An 18415-nucleotide genomic window follows, 5' to 3' on the forward strand; every position below is an offset into this window, starting at 1 on the left:
TATCATCAAGTACACGACCACTGCTGTGAAGCATTAGAATCAAAGGATATATGAACTCAAATGGATCGTACCCATTTGGATGTTTAGCCAAGGGAATGTTTGTATTACAAAGGTGTTCAAGATTCATACCTTTTAGGTATTCACCAAATATTGCTACACCTGCTCTTGGTGTTAATTTCTCATTTGTTGTTTCAATATCAAAGCTTAATATAGTTTGTGGCATAATTTCCTTCCGTGTTTGAAAAAGTTACACCCATTGGGTGAAAGTTTTAGGTGTAACTTTTTCGTTTGTAAATACCTAATTATAGAGCAATTTGGCTTGTTGTCTAATTTGGTATGGATTTATTGGGGGTTTTTAACTATTGACTATTTACTTTTCACTAAAAAAACCGATATTACTTTAAGCTGAAGAGTTGTACAATTGTTTTAAGAGTTGTGGTTAAGTGCAACTCAGATGCTATTACACTATACACAAGGAGTCTTGCTATGAGAAAAGGTTTCACTCTAGTCGAGTTGATCTTCGTGATCGTAATTATTGGTATTTTGGCCGCTGCAGCTATTCCAAGGTTCCAAAACCTAAAACAACATGCTGAAGCTAATAATGTTATTAAAACAGTTATGGATTCAGCATCTGCCGTTCCAGCAGCAGCAGTAAATAAAAAAGATCTGGAAAACAATAACTCATTCCAGCTTAAAGATATTCTTACACTAAAAAGTGGAAATTGGAGACTTGCTGATTCAAAAAATACTTACTACTATGTAGATAATAATGGGACTGACTATAATGTAAGTCTTATTGAATTCAATTTAACTGCACGTACTGTAACTGTAGGAATAGATTGTACTAAATTTGCAGATGAAAAAAGTCGAGAATTCTGTACAGAAGAGCTTAATGCTACTGAGTATAATCAAACTATAACATTCTAAATATTATAAAAGTTAGAGTATGAAGAGTAAAGCGTTTACAATGATTGAATTAATCTTTGTTATAGTTATTATAGGTATATTAGCTTCTGTTGCTATTCCTAAATTTAGTAATTTAACATCAAACGCTAAAATCTCTTCTGAACTGTCGACGGCTTCTGCCGTCGAAACTGCTATAGAGTCTGCACACAGTGAATGGATTGTCAGTGACTGCAATTTTAGCTGGGGAGCTGATAAAACTAGTAACTGTTCACAAAATCCAAACAGTGTTAGCAATGAATTCAACTGCTCAGCAGGATACCCTCAAAATCTTGGTGACTGTAATAATAATCCATTTAAATATATACTAAAAAATGCTGAAGCACTTAAAAATGACTGGAACTGTACTACTAAAAGTAATGGTATAGTTATTTTTCAAGGACCAGCTTCAAAAAGTAACAGTGGTGTAAAGGATGGAAATGAGATAAAACCTGATCAATGTGATTATTGGGAATATAATCGCTCAAAAGGATCTTTCAAACTTATAGATCTAAATTGTAGTTAAAAATTATTCTAACAAACTCCTAACTAATCATAAGTTTGTTATCTTATGAATAACCCAAAAAGCAAATCCTAAAATTATTGTGCTAATAATAGTAGTAATTAGAGTACCGCTTCCAGCTTCAAACATAACAGATCCTTTTAATTTGCAACATTCGTCATATTCCACATTGGCAAGAATATTCCCATTGCAAGCACTAAAACAAACCCTGCAATAGCAGCAATCATTATTGGCTCTATAAGTGTTGCAATATTTTCAACAATATAGTTAAAACGCTCCTTGTATATTTTAGTCACTTTATCAAGCATTTTTCCTAATGAACCACTCATCTCTCCAGATTTTATCATTTGAATTACCATACTCTCGCATAACTCACTTTCCGTAATACCCTCATGTAAAGATCTACCCTCTTCAACTGCTGCAGGAATTCGTTTTAAACGCTCTTGCATGTATCTATTAGTAACTACTTCTAGTGCCATATTTAGTGCATCTAAAAGAGGAATGCCTGCATCATTAAGAACTCTAAAGAGATAAAAAAAACGCCCTATCAATGCAAGGTATGTAACATCACCTATAATATAAATTTTTAACTGAAAACGATCCATTATTATTCTGAACTTGTCACTTTTATTATAAAAATACCCAATTGCTACTGCAATTAAAATAGCATTAATAATTATATATGGTCCAAAGTTTATTAGAGCATTTTCTAGCCATAAAAGAATTTTAGTAGGAATAGGAAGTTCCATATGAGAAGACTTAAAGAAAGACTCAAACTGAGGTACAACATATATAATGACTATTGTAAAAGCTATTGCCATTGCAGCCAAAGTAAATAGAGGATAGCGCGTTGCCTTTTTAAATTTTCTTCGATTATCTAAAATCTCTTGAAGAATTTCAGCAAGTTTTTTAACTGCATCTGCCAATGAACCTGTCTCTTCTCCAAGTTTAAACATTGAAACACTTAAATGACCTAACTGTTTACTATATCGTGCAGCAGAATCACTTAAACTCATACCCTTTTCCACATCTGCCAATATATGATTAAAAATCATCTTTATTTGTGGGTCATCACTGTTTTTTGCAGTCTCTTCAATTGAAACATTTAGAGGCATACCAGCATCAAGCATTGTTGCAATCTGATCAAGAGCTGCTATATATTTCTCATCATTAACTTTACCACGATTTATAGGGTTTTTCCAATATTCTATCTGTTTTTCTATTTTCATAGAAATTGGTTCTTGTATCTCTTCTATTTTTATAAGAACCCCAAGTTTCATTTCATAAAATTTTTTTACTGCTTCTATTCTATTTTCTGCTTTTACTATAGTATTGTTATGGGTTTTTCCTCGTTTATAAGAGATCCTGAAAAATTTCAAGATATATCCTTAACAACTCTTAATACTTCTTCAACTGTTGTAACACCATTTAAAGCTTTATTAATGCCATCAATTATCATAGGCTGAAAGTCATTGCTTTCAACTGCTGCTCTATATATATCAAACTTTGTTGCATTATCTGCTATTAGTTTAGAGATTAGTTCATTAATTACAAGAATTTCAGAAATCATTGTACGTCCACTATAACCAGTAAAATCACATTTCGGGCAACCTCTTCCAATATAAAATTTTGCTTTTTCAGGTACATATTTTTTTATTCTTGCATGAAGTGCACGAGGAAGCTTTGCCTCTGCTTTGCAATTAGGACAAATTGTTCTTACAAGTCTTTGCGCTACTATTCCAACAATTGCATCAGCAATCAAATATGCTTCTAGCCCCATTTGGACCATACGACCAATTGCACTTGGAGCATCATTTGTATGCAGTGTAGAAAAGACCAAGTGACCAGTAAGAGATGCTTGAGTAGCTGCATTTAATGTTTCATGGTCACGAATCTCACCAACCAGAATTACATCTGGGTCTTGACGTAAAAATGATTTTAAAGCTGTTGCAAAATTAAACCCTATCTTCTCATTTACTTGTACCTGCTGAACCAAAGGAAGCCTATATTCAATAGGATCTTCAATAGTCATAACTTTATTATCGATACTTTTTATCTCATTTAATGCTGCATACAATGTTGTAGTCTTACCACTACCTGTAGGACCAGTAACAAGAACTATGCCATATGGGGCATGTATTAAATGGTTAAATTTCTCAAGGTTTTTATTCTCAAAGCCCAACTCTTCAAGTCTAAGCAATACTTTCTCACGGTCAAGAATACGCATAACAATTGATTCACCAAAAAGAGTTGGTGTTGTTGAAAGCCTGAAGTCGTATACTCGACCTTTTACTTTTACTGAAAATCGCCCATCTTGAGGAACTCTTTTCTCTGAAATATCCAATCCTCCAAGTAGTTTTATACGCGAAGAAAGAGCAATATAAATATCTAAACCAAAAACAAAAATTTCATGTAAAACGCCATCTACCCGTATACGTACAATCATCTCATTTTCATCAGGCTCAATATGAATATCACTAGCTCGTCTATTTATAGCATCCTCTACAATAGTTTGAATTAAGCGCATTACTGCGCTCTCTTTACCCTCTTTCTTTAAACCTTCTGTTTTTAACTCTCTTTTTACCTCTTCAGCAATCAGTTTCGTTTTTTGAATTACCTCTACACGTTTAAAAATCTGCTTAATATCACCATCTAAGGCAATATATAATTTCAATGGCTTAATTGCTATATAGTTTTCTAATGCCTCCAAAGCATCATAATTAAGAGGATCAGATGTTGCGACATAAACATACTCATCATCCTCTTTGAAAGGAATAGCACTAGCATCATTAAGAAGTTTCAACGGATATTTGGAAAGAGATCCAAAATCCATTTTTACACCATAAATATCTATAAACTCAATACCAAGTTGTTTTGAAAGAATTTTTAGAAGCTCTTTACCTGTAACATAACCCTCATCTATGAGTACTTCACCCAGTTTTTTTGAAAAGCCTGATGCTTTTTGGACTGCAAGAGCATTTTGAAGTTGTTCTTCAGTAACCAGACCCTCATAAACAAGTAAATCTCCTAATCGTATCTTTTGTCGGATCATCTCATGCCCCTTTCTAACTGCATTAAAAGTTTTCTAGCCTCTTCTGAAGATTTAAAATTTAAATATACTTTTAAAATTTTTATTGCACGTTCTCTTTGCCCTAAAGCATTTACAGATTTTGCATAAAGTATCCATCCCTCTTCACGTTCACGATCAAGAGAGTTCGCTTTTTTAGCCCATTTTGCTGCATTTTTGAACTCTTTCTTATTGTAAAAAGCTCTTGCTATCATTATTGCTCTTGTAAATCCGGGGCGATGAGTATATTGACTTATCAATTCATCAATTGTAGCTTTTTTAGTTGCAATCAAGGAAGATACTCTCTTTTCATTTGGAGTAGTTTCAGTAAAATAAGTGTTTTTAACTATCTTTTTCTCTGTATCTTCTTTTGGTATTTGCTTATCTTTTTTGATAACTTTTTTTTCTTCTAATTTAGGTACATATAGACTGGAAATATTACTGGTCTTTAGACTTAATTTTTCTAAATACTCCTTTTCTTCAGTTGGTAAAAAGAAGTCTATACCTCTACTTTTAAGAACCTTACTAACTTGTTTAAAATTTTCTGGAATGAGGCAACGTAACTTAAAAAATCCATCATTGCTATCTTTAATATAACAAGAAAACCCCATCTGCTCAAACTTTTTTTTCTCTTCTTTTAAAGTATTGTAATACTTCTTTGAACTTGCAACAAACTGTATTACTTTAACACCAGAAACAAAACGCTTTTTTTTATCAGATACAGAGCTACTTTTTTTTGTGGGTTTTACCAAAGGTGGCTGCTCTATACTATTTTTTGAAACTATCTCATCTTTTTTAACTTTTTCCTCTATCTTTTTTTTCTCTTCTTTATAATCAGCACTTTTTTTTGAAGAGTCAAATGCTATCCAACCGCTCCATCCAATAGCAAATAATAAAACAATAGGGAAAATTACAAATTTAACAACTCTTTTTAGCTGATAAATCTTGCAGCGTCTGCTTAATGCATCTATATCACGCATCTAACAGTCCCCCATCTATCGCTGCCATAATCAATAAACATTTAGATACTTTTTGATACTTTTTTCTATTTTGCACGTATGCAGTATGAAGAATCAGTAGCAGATGATATATTATCTTTTTTAACTTTCTAAAATTGCCTTCACAATGTTTATAGAGTGTATGAATATATTTCTTGCTTAAATCATCTTTTATTTCAGTCAATCCCAAAGCTCCAAACGTATCTTCAATATAATAAATACACTCTTTTTTAGACAATCTACCAACTTCATATACTTTATGTGGTCTTGAACGAAAATGTGGCTCACTTAAAATCTCTTGACTCTCCATTTTATGCATAGCCAAAATAAACCAAAACGCTTTTGTATCAGCTAAAATTCGTATTGCCTCCATCATCTCTTTAGATATTAACTGTGCTTCATCGATCATAATTATATGTGGAGTCGATGCATATATATTTTTTGCCTGCTCAATCAAATTTTCAAGAACATAACCATTTGCTTTTTCTCCAGCTTTTTCTATTAAAGAAATAAGAAAGTCAACAGGTTTTATGAACGGTGCATTTATATAGATTGAAAGTAGCTTGTTTTTTAACTCATTATGCATAACATTAAGCAGCATAGTTTTTCCAACGCCTGGCTCACCAATAAGAAAAATAAGCTGCTTTGTCTCATTTTCTATTGTATTTATAATTGCTTGCTTAACATATGTTCCAGCTTGTGTTTCATAAAAGTTTAACCCCTCGCTTCTCTCCTCAAACCATAAAGAGCTTTCCAAATATTTTGTATTCATAATAATCAAAGTCCTGCTTCATCAATTGTTGGAACATTATCTTCATGTATAATTGTCGGTATAATTAAAATAAAAAGTTCACTTCTTGTTTTTGTTTTCGATGAGCTATGAAATATGCCTCCTACAATAGGAATATCGCCTAGAAGCGGTACTTTCTTGTCATCACCACCTTTTGTCTCTTGTACAAGACCACCAATCAATACTTTCTGACCATCTTTGACTTTAACAATAGATGTCAACTGTTTTACTTTCATATCTGGAGGCATCTCTCTTACTATTGACGCATCTTTAGCTGCATCAGTAGCAATCATTTCACTAGAAATTGGATTGATACGCATAATGATATCACCATTATCTGTAATTTCAGGAATAATCTGCAGTGTTAAACCTACAAATGTAGACCCAATAGAAAATGTAGATTGTGCGGATCCAGCACCTTGTGTTGTTGTTAATGTTCCTGTTTGAAATTTATAGCTAAGTGAGTTTCCTACATTTATTACAGCAGGTTGATTGTTAAGTGTCAATATTTTTGGACTTGACAATACTTTAACTTTACCATATTTTTTAAGAAAGTTAAAAAGACCGTTCATATTTAAATTGTAACCAAAAGTATATGCCATTGAAGAAGGGAAGTCTTTAACTTTGTCACCGACAATATTGCCATTAAAACTGACATCAAACTGACTCCAGTCTATACCTTTTGTATTACTGTCATTATAGGTTACTTCAATCAATTTTGCTTCAACCATAACCTGTTTATGCATTTTACGCATTAAATGTTCAATATACTCTTCAGCTTTTTTCATTCCCCTATAAGTACTACGTACAGTTACAATAGCAGCATCTTGGTTTATAAAAACCATTCCTTTTGCACCCGGAGTGTTATTTAATATATGCTCAACACCTTTTTTAAGCTCATCCCAAAATTTAAACTCATATGAAGCTGTTATACTTGTTGTATCTTTTGAAGAACCACCTCCTCCTGTACCTGTTGTACCTGTACCAGTTGTCCCCCCAGTCGCACCTGTACTGCCACTTTGAATAGTTTTAGTACTTTTAGTACTCATTTCAGATAAATTAAGATAGTCAATATTAAATGTTTTTGTTGTTTGGTAGCTAATGGTTAAAATACTTTTTTTACTATCATAATCATAAAAAAGATTATGATCATTTAAAAGAAAACTTAAAAACTCTTCAAATGTATAACCTTTAATATTTACAAAGTCAAGATGTTCATTAATTCTCTTTTTTGACTCTTTATCGCCAAAGAGAATTGTTAAATGACAATCTCTAGTTAAATCTAAAAGTACATCTTTTATGGTAATAGAGTACCTCTTTTTTTCATATGCACTCATAGAGAATAGATTATCATCACATTCTCCTGCCCAAAGAGCAGTACTTAACAATAATAAAAGAGAAGATATAAAAAATCTCATCTATCCTCTTTTTTATAAACTGTATGCCGTCTTTTTATTAGTGAAAGAGTTACTTCACGACCCCATTTTTTTAAAAAAACACGATCATCCTCTATTGCCGTAATAAGATAACCATTAATTTTTTCACCTATTTTATAAAGTTTACCGTTAATAAATGCCTTATTATTAAAAATTCCAGCTAGTATTGGTAGTCTTTCAACTTTTTTATTGATTTTCATTTTTGCTTTAATTACAGGAATATTCTTCTTTTTCATAATAAGTTTTTTTGCTTTTTGAAAAGGATTATAATGTACTGAAATAGGCAGAACATCTTTTGAGTAGATCATAACTGGTAAATACCCAAAAAATATAAAAATTACTGCTTTTTTCATTCTTTATCTCCAAAAAATGTCATCTTAGCTTTAAACTTTGTTGAGTTAATATCTGTCTTTATCTCTATAAGATCAAACCTTTGTAAAATATTCTGTTTTTCAATATTTCTTAAAAACTCCTCTATATATAAATAGTCACCTTTTCCTTCCATCTCTATCTCTTTGTTATAATAAATTGTCCCCTTATATTGTTTACCACTGTTTTCTTCTTTTATCATAACTTTATTTAGCATAATTCCTTTATTTACGGAATCTTTTAGAGTAACATCCAAAAATTGAGCAAACTTATCATCGGTTAAAAATAGAAACTTCATAGAATCCAGTTTTGTGCGCAATGCAAGTTTTTTATACTCAAGTCTTTCAATCTCCTCTGACAATTTCAATTGTCTCTTTTTCTCTTGCTTAATCTTTCTAGTTATAGCTTGAGGTGATTTATTTCTTAACTCTCTTTGTAATTTTTCAAAAATTTGTCTTTGCTTTGTTGCTTCTTTCATTATATCTTCAACAAAATAGTAGTAGTTTAATCCACTTATTAATGCAATAATTGAAATATATATAAGGTACCGTTTACCTATATCAAGAGATGAGAGTTGCTGTTCTAATTTTTCTATCTCTTCTTTAAAATTCATCTTATAATCCTTACAGTACTCTCATACACACCATTATTTAGTGAAATTTTTCCTGTTGAAACATCTTGATAGCCCTTTTTTGAAAGAGCTTCAATAAATTTAGCAATTCTCTCTCGCTGATTATATTCAGCAATAAGAGAAATTTCTACTTCATAATTACCCTTTTGAATAATTTTTGAGGTTGAAAGATTAAATTTTTGTAAAACAACTAAAATATCATTAATAAATTCTTCACGAATTAAATTCCCATGTGTCAAATCATCAAGTGCTATTAAAGTATCTTTATATACTTTTATTTCATGTACTTTTCTGTTAAGTATTTTCTTTAACTCTTCACTTCTTTGTTTATCTGCCTTTAGCTTTTTTTGTAAAGACTCTATACTCTTTTTTTGACTCTTTAACTTATGCCTTATGGCATCAGAACCATTTTTTGTTATATTTATTTGATAAATAAAATAACTATCTATTGCACCATTTATAAGAATTCCAACTATTGCAAATAGAGTAAGTTTAAAAAGTTCTAGTTTATAAATAGGCGGTTTTCGTTCATAAATAGTAAAATTAAGTCCATCATAAAGAGAATTTGCCAAATCAAGAAAATATGATGCACTTATATATGCATGTATATTGTCACCATCAATATCTTCAATTTCTATAGCTTTATATTCAATCTCTTCATAAGCCATAAAAGAGTAAAAGTGATCCAACCCTGGTATTAGCTTTCCATTAAAATCAAGCCATATTCTATCAATTCCATCTAAACCAAAAATACTTCGTTTATTGTTTACAACATGAATGATTTTTTGGATATTTGGTGTAAATATTTCTACTAAAAGATTATATATGGCTTCTTCTTCATCACTCTCATATCTACTCTCTTCAAAACCTTTTTCAAGTAAAATTTTTTTCAACTCCTCAAGATGCAAATTACTTTTTTGAGCAATCTCATTAAGTGAATCGATCTGTTTATACGCAATATATTCACCATTTTTAAATATAGAAGCTAAAGATTCATCTTCGCTAAAATATATAAAAAGATCTGTTTTATCATCAGAGATTCCACGAGTATAGAGTGACTTATATGTTAAAAAAGTAGGAACAATATAGTCAATAGTATTTATTTTTTTTGTATATTCTTTAAAACAATCATCTAATAAGTTATTTGGCACAGCCAAAACTTCAACAAGTACAGAATCACTATTTTCAATATTATGGCTTAAATAGTCTATCACATATTCAACATTTGGATCTAGTCCACCATTTTCATAAACTTTAATTTCAACTTCTATATCAAGTTGATCTTTGGAGGTTTCATTAGAAGTTTTAAATAGATAGGTATGAAGTATCTTTGAAGGAATTGTAGCACCAACAGGAAATTTTTTTGCATGCTTGGGTAGAGCTGTAGTAAACTCATGACCATCAAAAAAGAGCAGTTTTCCATCCTGCAAATATATAACTTTTTCAAGCTGCATAAAATCTCCATAACCTAATTACTTTATAGTGCTTATTGTGTTATAAGCAAAGAGTGTTCCATTTTTTATTATTGAAAAATAATAGCAGAAACTGAGGGAATTATTTGTGTTTATTTTGAAAATCTTTAATAAAATCTATTACTTTCTCTTCAGGCAAAGGTTTTCCATAATAATACCCTTGAATAATAGGATAAAAATTATTTACCATAAACTGTTTTTGCTCTTCAGTTTCAACACCTTCTGCTAAAACTCTTACTCCTAAACCCTTACCAAGTGCAACAATAGTTTTGATTATGGCAATATCTTTTTCCGAATGAGGAATATCTTTTACAAAAGTTCTGTCTATCTTCAATGTATCAATAGGTAGTTGTTTAATGTAAGATAATGATGAATGTCCTGTACCAAAATCATCCATAGCTATATTGATACCTACTTTTCTTAAACTTTGTAGAAGAGATATAGAACTTTCTATATCTTTCATAATGAAGCCTTCAGTTATTTCACACTCTATAAGAGATTCATTACAACCAGTCTTATTAAGGGCATCTTGTATTATTTCCAGTAAATTTCCCTTCTGTAGTTGTCTATTATCTATATTAATAGATATTTTGCCAAATTTATACCCTAAATCATGTAGTTTTTTTGCAAAACTCATTGCTTTAATCATAACCATTTCACCTATCTCAACAATAAGATCGCTTTGTACTGCTACAGGAAGAAATACCCCTGGAGTCACTATTTCATCACCCTTTTTCCATCTTATAAGTGCCTCAAAACCTGCTATCTCATTATTATGTGTATAGACCTGTGGCTGATAATATAGAATAAACTCATCATTTTCTAAACCTTTTCTAATACTATTTTCCATTTTTTGAAACTCTATTATTTTTGAATACATATTTTTGTTGAAAAATACAACTCTGTTTTTTCCACTCTCTTTTGCTTTATACATTGCAATATCTGCATTTCTCAATAATTCATCATAATCTTGACCATCATTAGGATACATACTTATACCAATACTACAGCCTACCATTACTTCTTCATTAGCTAGATCAAATGGTTTACTTATACTATTTTTGATTTTTTCAGCTATATGAGTAACATTTGTCTCACTTTTACAATTTACAAGCATTAAAACAAATTCATCTCCTCCAAATCTTGCCAAAGTATCTGTTTTTCTCACTTGTGAAGATATTCTATTGGCAACTTGAATAAGTAATTCATCACCAATGTTATGTCCAAATGTATCGTTTATAGTTTTGAATCCATCTAAGTCTATAAAGAGAATAGCAATAAGATGATCTTCTCTCTTTGCGCGATATATTTCAGATATACATTTGTCTTTAAACAAAGATCTATTTGCAAGCTTTGTTAGCTCATCATACATTGCTTTTTCACAAAGAGCCATCTGACTCTCTTTAAGCTCTTTATCATAAGACTCTATGGCTTCTTTTATCTTTATCAACAAAAAAAATGTTACAGTTACTATTATTAAAGTGATACTAGTAGCGTATAGTAGATTATCTTTAAAAAAAAGTGTAGAAAAAATGTATACTAGTCCTATAGCAACAATTGGAATAACAACTACCCAATCAAGAATTCTTTTTTCATTGTGTTTAATTGTCATAGCTACTTCCTTATTTCACTTATCTAACTCAATTACAACTAGCTACAGTTGCAAAACCACTCATAGGTAACACTAAAATTATTCTTGAATCACCATTGTAAGTAACATTTATCTCTAATGGACTATGCAATAAAGTATCTAACCTTGTTTCATTATTATCATCTCCATCACTCTCATTTTTATCACTATGAGGTCTTCCCAAATAATCAAAACATAATATCTTCACATTATCAGATACATTAATTGTTGTTAAATCATTAATTTTATATTTTTGAGTTTCATCTTTTGTATTATCATTATTTAAAGCATCTTTTGTTAACTTTATACAACCAACAGGGTCAGATATATAACTACCATTAAATTCAAATTTGTTATACCCTATCCCTTTAAATCTTGCCTCTTTTATCTTGCCCAAAACATAGTCAACATCTCTTTGTAAAATATTTGGTTTAAAGTAATAAACTCCTGTAGCAGCCAATATACCTATGATGACCATTACAAAAATAAGTTCAATCAAACTGAATGCTTTTTTCATGGTCGTTGTAAACTCCTACGAACTATCCTGATTTTACTATTTCCAATTTTAGGATGAGAATCATTACTTTCAACAACTGCTTCAAGTAAAATCATTCCATGTGAATCTTCATAGCCAATAGATTTATTTCTATCTCTGCAGTTACTAGGCCAATCTTTACCACCATTATCTTTCCCATTAAAAAGGAAATATTTGCTAATATTCATTTCTGCTATAAAAAGGCTATCAGGAGATATAATATTGATATTTTTAATACAACTATTATGATCATTTCTGTCAAATCCTGAAATTTCAAGTAATGCAGCCTCTGTTGCACTCTGTAAAAAGAGTTCTGCCTGCTCTTTTAAAAAAGTATCGCTATAATGTTTTGACTGCAGTGTTGCAAATTTCAAAGTCAATAAAGCAACTCCACTCATTATTAGAATAATCATAATAGCCTGCATTAACCCAAAAGCTTTACGCATTAAAATACAACCTTCTGTTTAGATATATGTACCCTACTTGTGGTTCCTCTAATATTTCTATAACTATCAATTTTAAATCTTATTGTCCTATCTACAGTAAAAGCTTCAAAGGCAGTAACATCCTGCATTAAGATTGTAACATTACCACTTCTATTTGCATCACTGCGCTTGTCCCCACAAAATGTTTCACCCTTCCAAGGTCTGTAATTAAAAAAAAGATATAGCGTATTATTATCTTTCTTTACATTTGTATTGTTTAAATCAGAACATAGACTAATATTAACATCTATTCCTCTTGCTACAGCATAAGCAGTATCTACCAAGTAGTATTTTTCATATATATAGTTCGGTTGATGACTATCTACAATAGTAATATTTCCTTCATCACTTATATTAATATCCAAAGATGCATAGCTATCATTTCCATGCCATCCGAATGAATCATTAAAATCTTGTTCAAGCGTACTTTCATCAAAGCTTCCTGCAAAAACAAGATTGACTATACCTTGAGAATATATATCTTCACTAATATTAAGTTTTTTTCTAACTATTTTACTGATTTTTGTTCCATTTGTATCTGGAGAAAATATTTTATTGTTCTCTTTATCACTTTTAGACAAATCAATAAAACAGCTATAAGATCTATGATTTAATGCTTCTCTTGCTATACCCAACCACTCTAAGACTGTATAATTTTCATTACCTGATATATCACTTAATGGTCTAAAATCAATAACATCATTATCAGGGTTATATCCTATTACGCTTGCTGGTATTCGATCATACAACAGTAAGCTTAACTGATCAGCTACCGATTGTGTATCAAGACTTAATTGAGTAATATTTTTTACTTTTTGACCTCTTATATAGATTGCCTCTACTGCTTTAAATGTACCAATTGCAAGAATAGCTGATATAGTAATAGTAATAATCAACTCGATTAGAGTAAATGCTTTACGTTTCAATGCCACTCCAATCTATTTATTTGAACATATCCCAAATTAAAAGAATGGTAATAGAAAGAGGCTATACAACCACTCCCTTTTCCAATATTTCCTTTTGCACCACTCGGATTGTATCTTACTTTAACAGTTAGATACTTTGTATTGGTGGGTGAGTTGGTTGCATTTCTATCATCATATAATCTTATATCTTCAATATTTGTTACTTTTGGATCATTAACATAACTTACATTTACATCTAATACATAATCTTCTAGTTCATTACTATTACAATATGCTATATATGAACTATTAATATCAAAACTATTAAAGTCATCTATATCATCAAATATTTCATTAACTTCGTCTATATCTAAATTGCTAGCACTTACATCATTTTCACATTTTCTTCCACCATAAAAGCCACCGATTCTGTAATGAGTAGTTGAATTGCACTCATAACTATTATTTTGACCTGTTTGCAATATATCATCATATAATGTATTACTTTCATCCCATGCTGTATATGCAGCTATGTTTATTAAAGCAATTGCATTAAACATAGCATCTTCTTTGCGTCCCTGCTCAGAACTTTTTGCTGTAACTTGAATAATTTTAGGTACAACAGTAAATGTTAAAGCTATTATTACAATAGTAAGTATTAACTCTATTAATGTTACAGCTTGTCTCATCTAAATATTTTGACTCCTCTTTTTCTTTGAGGCATACTTATATTTAAATCAAAATCACTTCCATTAAAATCACCACTTATAACCCCATTCTTAGAATCATTAGACTTATTAATATACTCATATTCAAAACAAGGATGAACAGTACAGTCACTATTATTATCAAAGCTATATGCACCACCAAAGCCATTTAAGACATACCAAAGCCATTTACTATCATTAATATCTATATGTATATAAGATTTAAATGACTCATTATAATTATGAGATATAGTAATATTAATTTTTCCCTCATTTGGCTCTTCAGAAGAGATATTAATATCAGATTTCTCACTACTTGCTAATACAGTATTTTCGTGAGCCTCTGCATTTGTAATATTTCCTTCTTTAATATCTGAATGATTTTTATTTATATACCAATTTGAACTATACTGAATAAACCCATCTAACTTGTTCTCGGAATACACTAAAACATAACCAGTATTATTAATATCTTTTTCTGTAGTTCGTATATCTTTAAACTTAATTCTACCATAGTAAAATGTTACATTCTTATCTGGCCTAGCATTTCCAAAAGTACCATTTATATCTGTTATATTTATATCTATCACACTTAACTTAAAAGGATTAATACTTTTACTATAATTTCTATCATAATTTATATAAAACCTTATATAAGTAGAACCATTATTATCTGTTGTAAAATTTTGATCTTTATAAATCATATTTATTCCTACATTTTGCAAGGTACTATTTGTACCTTTTGCATCTGTATAAATGTATAGCAAGTTAGGTAAATCAGATCTTGTATTAGTAGAGACATTTATATCTATATCTCTTGCATAGCAAGTACTGTTATAGTTCTTTGTTGTTTGATTTTCCATATTTTGTGCTGTTATATTTATATCTAATCTAGCTGACATATTCAAATCACTTGAAAAATAGGTAAAATCATCATTAAAATTATTAAGATTAGTGCTTACCTGAAAATGATGCGGGGTTATAGTCAAATTTATTTTTTCAAAACAAATATATGTTCCATTTTTATCACAATTTTGTGGTGTATCATTATTATCAACACTTGCCCAATTTTTATCTATCATATTCAAATAAACCTCTCCAATATCATTAAATTTAGCACTATTATTACTCTCTCCATTTATAAAATTTATATCTGATATATTTAAATCAGCTCCTACTTTTGGACAACTTCTATCACCATCTGAAATATTTACATCTATATGAGCACTCCCGTTATAACCATCTGGTTGTGAAGTTGTCTTGACATTTAAATCAAAACTTTCTCCCGCTTTAAGATTATTTATAATATTAGTAATTACAAATTTTTCAGGTCTTACAGCAAACTTCTCTGCTGAAGTTGTATCATTATCTTCCTCGACTAAAGGACAACTCTTATCAACATTATTTTTCCAAGCTATTTTTACGCTAACTTCTTTTGCTGCTTTTGTTACATTTATATCTGTCCAATTACTCTTACTTATTAAACTCTCATTATTGTCTGCTATAAACTCTTCCATTCTGTACCAACTGGTATAGTTAATATCATTATTATTACTATCTACCAATATCACACATACTGTCCCATTAAATTCTTTATAATCTGTTCCATTTTCATCTAAAGATGCAATAGTAAGATTAAAATCTTGATTTACTATTTTTGTAGAGATTCTTCTATCATCTTTATCTCTAAATGTATCCCAAGCATAAAATTTATATACTTTAGATTCATTTTGTTCACTACAATTCAAACAATCTCTTATACTACCATCATAATTCTTACCAGATTTCTCATTGTTGTATATCTCTGTAATCTTATCTTCATCTATATCTTGATTAAATATTTTAAATTCATCTACATATGCACCTATTGATTGATTTCCCTCATTTCCACCATAATCTGAAGCAAAAATTCTATTTAATGATATACCAGTTAAAACATAATTAATAAAATCTTTTTCATCTTTATCTATATAAACTTTAGTTTTATTTTCACCACCATCAGCCATAAATGTAACCATATGCCAACCATCACTTGGCATTGTAAAGTTTTTACAATGAGGATCTCCATTTTTATCATCTATACACCAAGCCCATCTCCAATTAGGCCAATATTTCCTTTTATATTTTTTAAAAAAGATAAAACTATCACTACTATCGAGACTTGCTCCTGCACTATCTTCTCTATCGGCTATATTGTAATACTGATTTAACCACCTTACAGAATTATCTGAGCAATCTATACTATTACCTACTATATTAAAGCAATAAGTTTCATGATTTTCATCACTCAGAGGAAACTTTATCCATACTATAACTGTATATTCTGAATCAAGTAAAATGTTATTTTGTGGAACTATATGCTTAGAGCCTATAAAATTACCTACCTTGCAAAGACCTCCACCTACTGTTATATTCTCTTCATTTCTTGCATCAAATTTACTTGTTGCATTTATATTTTTTCCAAATGTACCACTATTTTTTATCTCATATGTACTACTATCTGCATCCCATCTACACTCATCCATTTGGTAATTTACTATCGGATTAGAAAAAGTGGCAGAAGTTTCACTATTTTGACATTCATTTTTAAATAAACTATCTTCAACATAGCCCTCTATTTTAGAACTGTCACTGCTTGTTATCTTACCATCACCATCAATATCACTCACTCCATCATAATAGTTACCATCAAAATTATGATGATGACTTGCATCCCACCCATTTGCTTTTACCTCTTTATCTCCATAAAAACAATTTTCTTTTATATTTGCTGGCGTTGAAACATCTGCATCTAAGACTAATGCCCAATCTGTTGTATTTTTAATAATACAATTTTGAATAGTAATATTTTTCATATTCCATGGTAAATAAATTCCTCGTTGTCCACCATCTATTATTACTGAATCAATCAAAATTTCATTACTATTATTTGTATAAATTCCATCTCCTCCAGCAGTAATCTTACTATTTTTTATAGTAATATCAACGGTATCTCCCCAATTTAAGACAATACCATGGTCGCTACCAGAACTCGTATCGATACTTACATTATCTATTAACAAATCTCTATAAGGAGCCAGATCAATTCCTCTTACTTTACTAGTTATATTTGAATCTTTTAAACTAGAAAAGCCTCTTGCAAAACTTATGCCTGTTCCATCAGAATCTATTATAATTTTATTTAAAACATGTTCACCATCAACATCCTCAGATGTATAAATACCTTCTGTTTTACTTTTAATAATTATATTATCAAAATTTAAATCATTATTCGTTTTTTCTACATCTAGCCCTCTTGCATTATTAGAGGTCAAATTTAAATTGGTAAAATCAAGTCCACCTTGTCCAACATAAATAGAAGTATCATATGAAACTATTGTAATATTATCAAATATATGTTCACCAGTAGTATTAAATGGTAAGTCTATTCCTTTACCAGAATTTGATGTAATATTTAGATTCTTAAATGTCTGTTTTGAACCATGATCTATTTGAATCGCAGTAGCAGTTGATTGTATAATTAAGTCTTCAAAATTATGATCACCTGTTCCATTCCAGTCCCCATATATTCCAATATCATTTGACTCTATCTTAAAATTTTTTAATGTTATATTCTCATTTTTAATAGTTATTGCTTTACTACTGCTTTCAATAACAACATCATCTATTTCATCACCCATCCCTTCCAAAGTAATATCTTTTTTTGTTACTAAAAGTGATTTTGAAATAGTATATGTTCCTGGACAAATATTTATAGTATCACCATTAACTGCCACCTTTAATGCATCATCAATTGAACTTTTAGTTTCATCTCCAGATACACATGAATAAATAGGCAGTTTAGATACAACTATTGTTTTACCAAATAAAGCAATACAAAAAATTGACATAATAAAAAAAAATTTATTCATTGGCTTATCCTCAT

16 protein-coding genes and 1 pseudogene are annotated in these 18415 nt (G+C 30.0%); 2 read left to right on the forward strand and 15 right to left on the reverse strand.

What is annotated here, in order from left to right:
* Positions 1–223: pseudogene (locus BM227_RS07965) on the reverse strand (IS1380-like element ISSlsp1 family transposase); the annotation flags it as partial.
* 263 nt (positions 224–486) lie between these two features.
* Here BM227_RS07965 and BM227_RS13210 point away from each other — a divergent pair.
* Together BM227_RS13210 and BM227_RS07975 are read left to right on the forward strand one after the other, a co-directional pair.
* A complete protein-coding gene (locus BM227_RS13210) occupies positions 487–927 on the forward strand; it encodes a prepilin-type N-terminal cleavage/methylation domain-containing protein (protein WP_092912774.1) in 441 nt (146 codons plus the stop codon).
* A gap of 19 nt (positions 928–946) precedes the next feature.
* Positions 947–1468, forward strand: a complete 522-nt coding sequence (locus BM227_RS07975; RefSeq protein WP_092912775.1) for a type II secretion system protein — start codon at positions 947–949, stop codon at positions 1466–1468.
* 137 nt (positions 1469–1605) lie between these two features.
* On the opposite strand, the gene BM227_RS07980 is transcribed toward BM227_RS07975, so the two are convergent.
* The 14 genes from BM227_RS07980 to BM227_RS08045 form a co-directional block, all read right to left on the reverse strand.
* Complete coding sequence (locus tag BM227_RS07980; RefSeq protein ID WP_092912776.1) at positions 1606–2844, reverse strand: type II secretion system F family protein; 1239 nt, start codon at positions 2842–2844, stop codon at positions 1606–1608.
* Positions 2841–4517, reverse strand: a complete 1677-nt coding sequence (locus tag BM227_RS07985; RefSeq protein WP_092912777.1) for a GspE/PulE family protein — start codon at positions 4515–4517, stop codon at positions 2841–2843. Before BM227_RS07985 ends, BM227_RS07980 begins: the two co-directional genes overlap by 4 nt.
* Positions 4514–5512: a hypothetical protein gene (locus tag BM227_RS07990; RefSeq protein WP_092912778.1), complete on the reverse strand. Its 999-nt coding sequence runs from the start codon at positions 5510–5512 to the stop codon at positions 4514–4516. Before BM227_RS07990 ends, BM227_RS07985 begins: the two co-directional genes overlap by 4 nt.
* Positions 5505–6302: an ATP-binding protein gene (locus BM227_RS07995; protein ID WP_143089719.1), complete on the reverse strand. Its 798-nt coding sequence runs from the start codon at positions 6300–6302 to the stop codon at positions 5505–5507. Before BM227_RS07995 ends, BM227_RS07990 begins: the two co-directional genes overlap by 8 nt.
* A 5-nt stretch (positions 6303–6307) precedes the next feature.
* Positions 6308–7738, reverse strand: a complete 1431-nt coding sequence (locus tag BM227_RS08000) for a type II secretion system protein GspD (protein WP_092912780.1) — start codon at positions 7736–7738, stop codon at positions 6308–6310.
* The gene (locus BM227_RS08005; protein WP_092912782.1) at positions 7735–8109 is read right to left on the reverse strand and encodes a hypothetical protein; all 375 of its coding nucleotides are present in this window, start codon (positions 8107–8109) and stop codon (positions 7735–7737) included. The genes BM227_RS08000 and BM227_RS08005 overlap by 4 nt, the downstream gene beginning before the upstream one ends.
* Positions 8106–8738 carry a hypothetical protein gene (locus BM227_RS08010; protein ID WP_092912784.1) on the reverse strand — a complete coding sequence of 211 codons (633 nt, stop codon included), beginning with the start codon at positions 8736–8738 and terminating at the stop codon, positions 8106–8108. The genes BM227_RS08005 and BM227_RS08010 overlap by 4 nt, the downstream gene beginning before the upstream one ends.
* Positions 8735–10210 (reverse strand): hypothetical protein, encoded by a 1476-nt coding sequence (locus BM227_RS08015; protein ID WP_092912786.1) that lies wholly within the window; start codon positions 10208–10210, stop codon positions 8735–8737. Before BM227_RS08015 ends, BM227_RS08010 begins: the two co-directional genes overlap by 4 nt.
* 100 nt (positions 10211–10310) lie before the next feature.
* Entirely contained in the window at positions 10311–11840 is a 1530-nt protein-coding gene (locus BM227_RS08020; RefSeq protein ID WP_092912788.1) for a putative bifunctional diguanylate cyclase/phosphodiesterase, read from the reverse strand.
* A gap of 28 nt (positions 11841–11868) precedes the next feature.
* Positions 11869–12375 carry a type II secretion system protein gene (locus BM227_RS08025; protein ID WP_092912790.1) on the reverse strand — a complete coding sequence of 169 codons (507 nt, stop codon included), beginning with the start codon at positions 12373–12375 and terminating at the stop codon, positions 11869–11871.
* Positions 12372–12839 (reverse strand): hypothetical protein, encoded by a 468-nt coding sequence (locus BM227_RS08030; RefSeq protein ID WP_092912792.1) that lies wholly within the window; start codon positions 12837–12839, stop codon positions 12372–12374. The genes BM227_RS08025 and BM227_RS08030 overlap by 4 nt, the downstream gene beginning before the upstream one ends.
* Positions 12839–13804 carry a prepilin-type N-terminal cleavage/methylation domain-containing protein gene (locus BM227_RS08035; RefSeq protein ID WP_177202019.1) on the reverse strand — a complete coding sequence of 322 codons (966 nt, stop codon included), beginning with the start codon at positions 13802–13804 and terminating at the stop codon, positions 12839–12841. The genes BM227_RS08030 and BM227_RS08035 overlap by 1 nt, the downstream gene beginning before the upstream one ends.
* Positions 13801–14472 (reverse strand): type II secretion system protein, encoded by a 672-nt coding sequence (locus BM227_RS08040; protein WP_092912795.1) that lies wholly within the window; start codon positions 14470–14472, stop codon positions 13801–13803. The genes BM227_RS08035 and BM227_RS08040 overlap by 4 nt, the downstream gene beginning before the upstream one ends.
* On the reverse strand, positions 14469–18401 hold the full coding sequence (locus BM227_RS08045; RefSeq protein WP_092912797.1) for a right-handed parallel beta-helix repeat-containing protein: 3933 nt from the start codon (positions 18399–18401) through the stop codon (positions 14469–14471). The genes BM227_RS08040 and BM227_RS08045 overlap by 4 nt, the downstream gene beginning before the upstream one ends.
* Positions 18402–18415 lie beyond the last annotated feature (14 nt).

Origin of the sequence: Hydrogenimonas thermophila (genome assembly GCF_900115615.1) — a bacterium.
Taxonomy (GTDB): Bacteria; Campylobacterota; Campylobacteria; order Campylobacterales; family Hydrogenimonadaceae; genus Hydrogenimonas; species Hydrogenimonas thermophila.

Coding starts and splice junctions, on each gene's coding strand:
- BM227_RS08000 (WP_092912780.1), bottom strand. CDS start 7,738: ATGAGATTTTTTATATCTTCTCTTTTATTATTGTTAAGTACTGCTCTT.
- BM227_RS08030 (WP_092912792.1), bottom strand. CDS start 12,839: ATGCGTAAAGCTTTTGGGTTAATGCAGGCTATTATGATTATTCTAATA.
- BM227_RS08015 (WP_092912786.1), bottom strand. CDS start 10,210: ATGCAGCTTGAAAAAGTTATATATTTGCAGGATGGAAAACTGCTCTTT.
- BM227_RS08025 (WP_092912790.1), bottom strand. CDS start 12,375: ATGAAAAAAGCATTCAGTTTGATTGAACTTATTTTTGTAATGGTCATC.
- BM227_RS07975 (WP_092912775.1), top strand. CDS start 947: ATGAAGAGTAAAGCGTTTACAATGATTGAATTAATCTTTGTTATAGTT.
- BM227_RS07990 (WP_092912778.1), bottom strand. CDS start 5,512: ATGCGTGATATAGATGCATTAAGCAGACGCTGCAAGATTTATCAGCTA.
- BM227_RS08010 (WP_092912784.1), bottom strand. CDS start 8,738: ATGAATTTTAAAGAAGAGATAGAAAAATTAGAACAGCAACTCTCATCT.
- BM227_RS07985 (WP_092912777.1), bottom strand. CDS start 4,517: ATGATCCGACAAAAGATACGATTAGGAGATTTACTTGTTTATGAGGGT.
- BM227_RS08020 (WP_092912788.1), bottom strand. CDS start 11,840: ATGACAATTAAACACAATGAAAAAAGAATTCTTGATTGGGTAGTTGTT.
- BM227_RS13210 (WP_092912774.1), top strand. CDS start 487: ATGAGAAAAGGTTTCACTCTAGTCGAGTTGATCTTCGTGATCGTAATT.
- BM227_RS08045 (WP_092912797.1), bottom strand. CDS start 18,401: ATGAATAAATTTTTTTTTATTATGTCAATTTTTTGTATTGCTTTATTT.
- BM227_RS08040 (WP_092912795.1), bottom strand. CDS start 14,472: ATGAGACAAGCTGTAACATTAATAGAGTTAATACTTACTATTGTAATA.
- BM227_RS07995 (WP_143089719.1), bottom strand. CDS start 6,302: ATGAATACAAAATATTTGGAAAGCTCTTTATGGTTTGAGGAGAGAAGC.
- BM227_RS08005 (WP_092912782.1), bottom strand. CDS start 8,109: ATGAAAAAAGCAGTAATTTTTATATTTTTTGGGTATTTACCAGTTATG.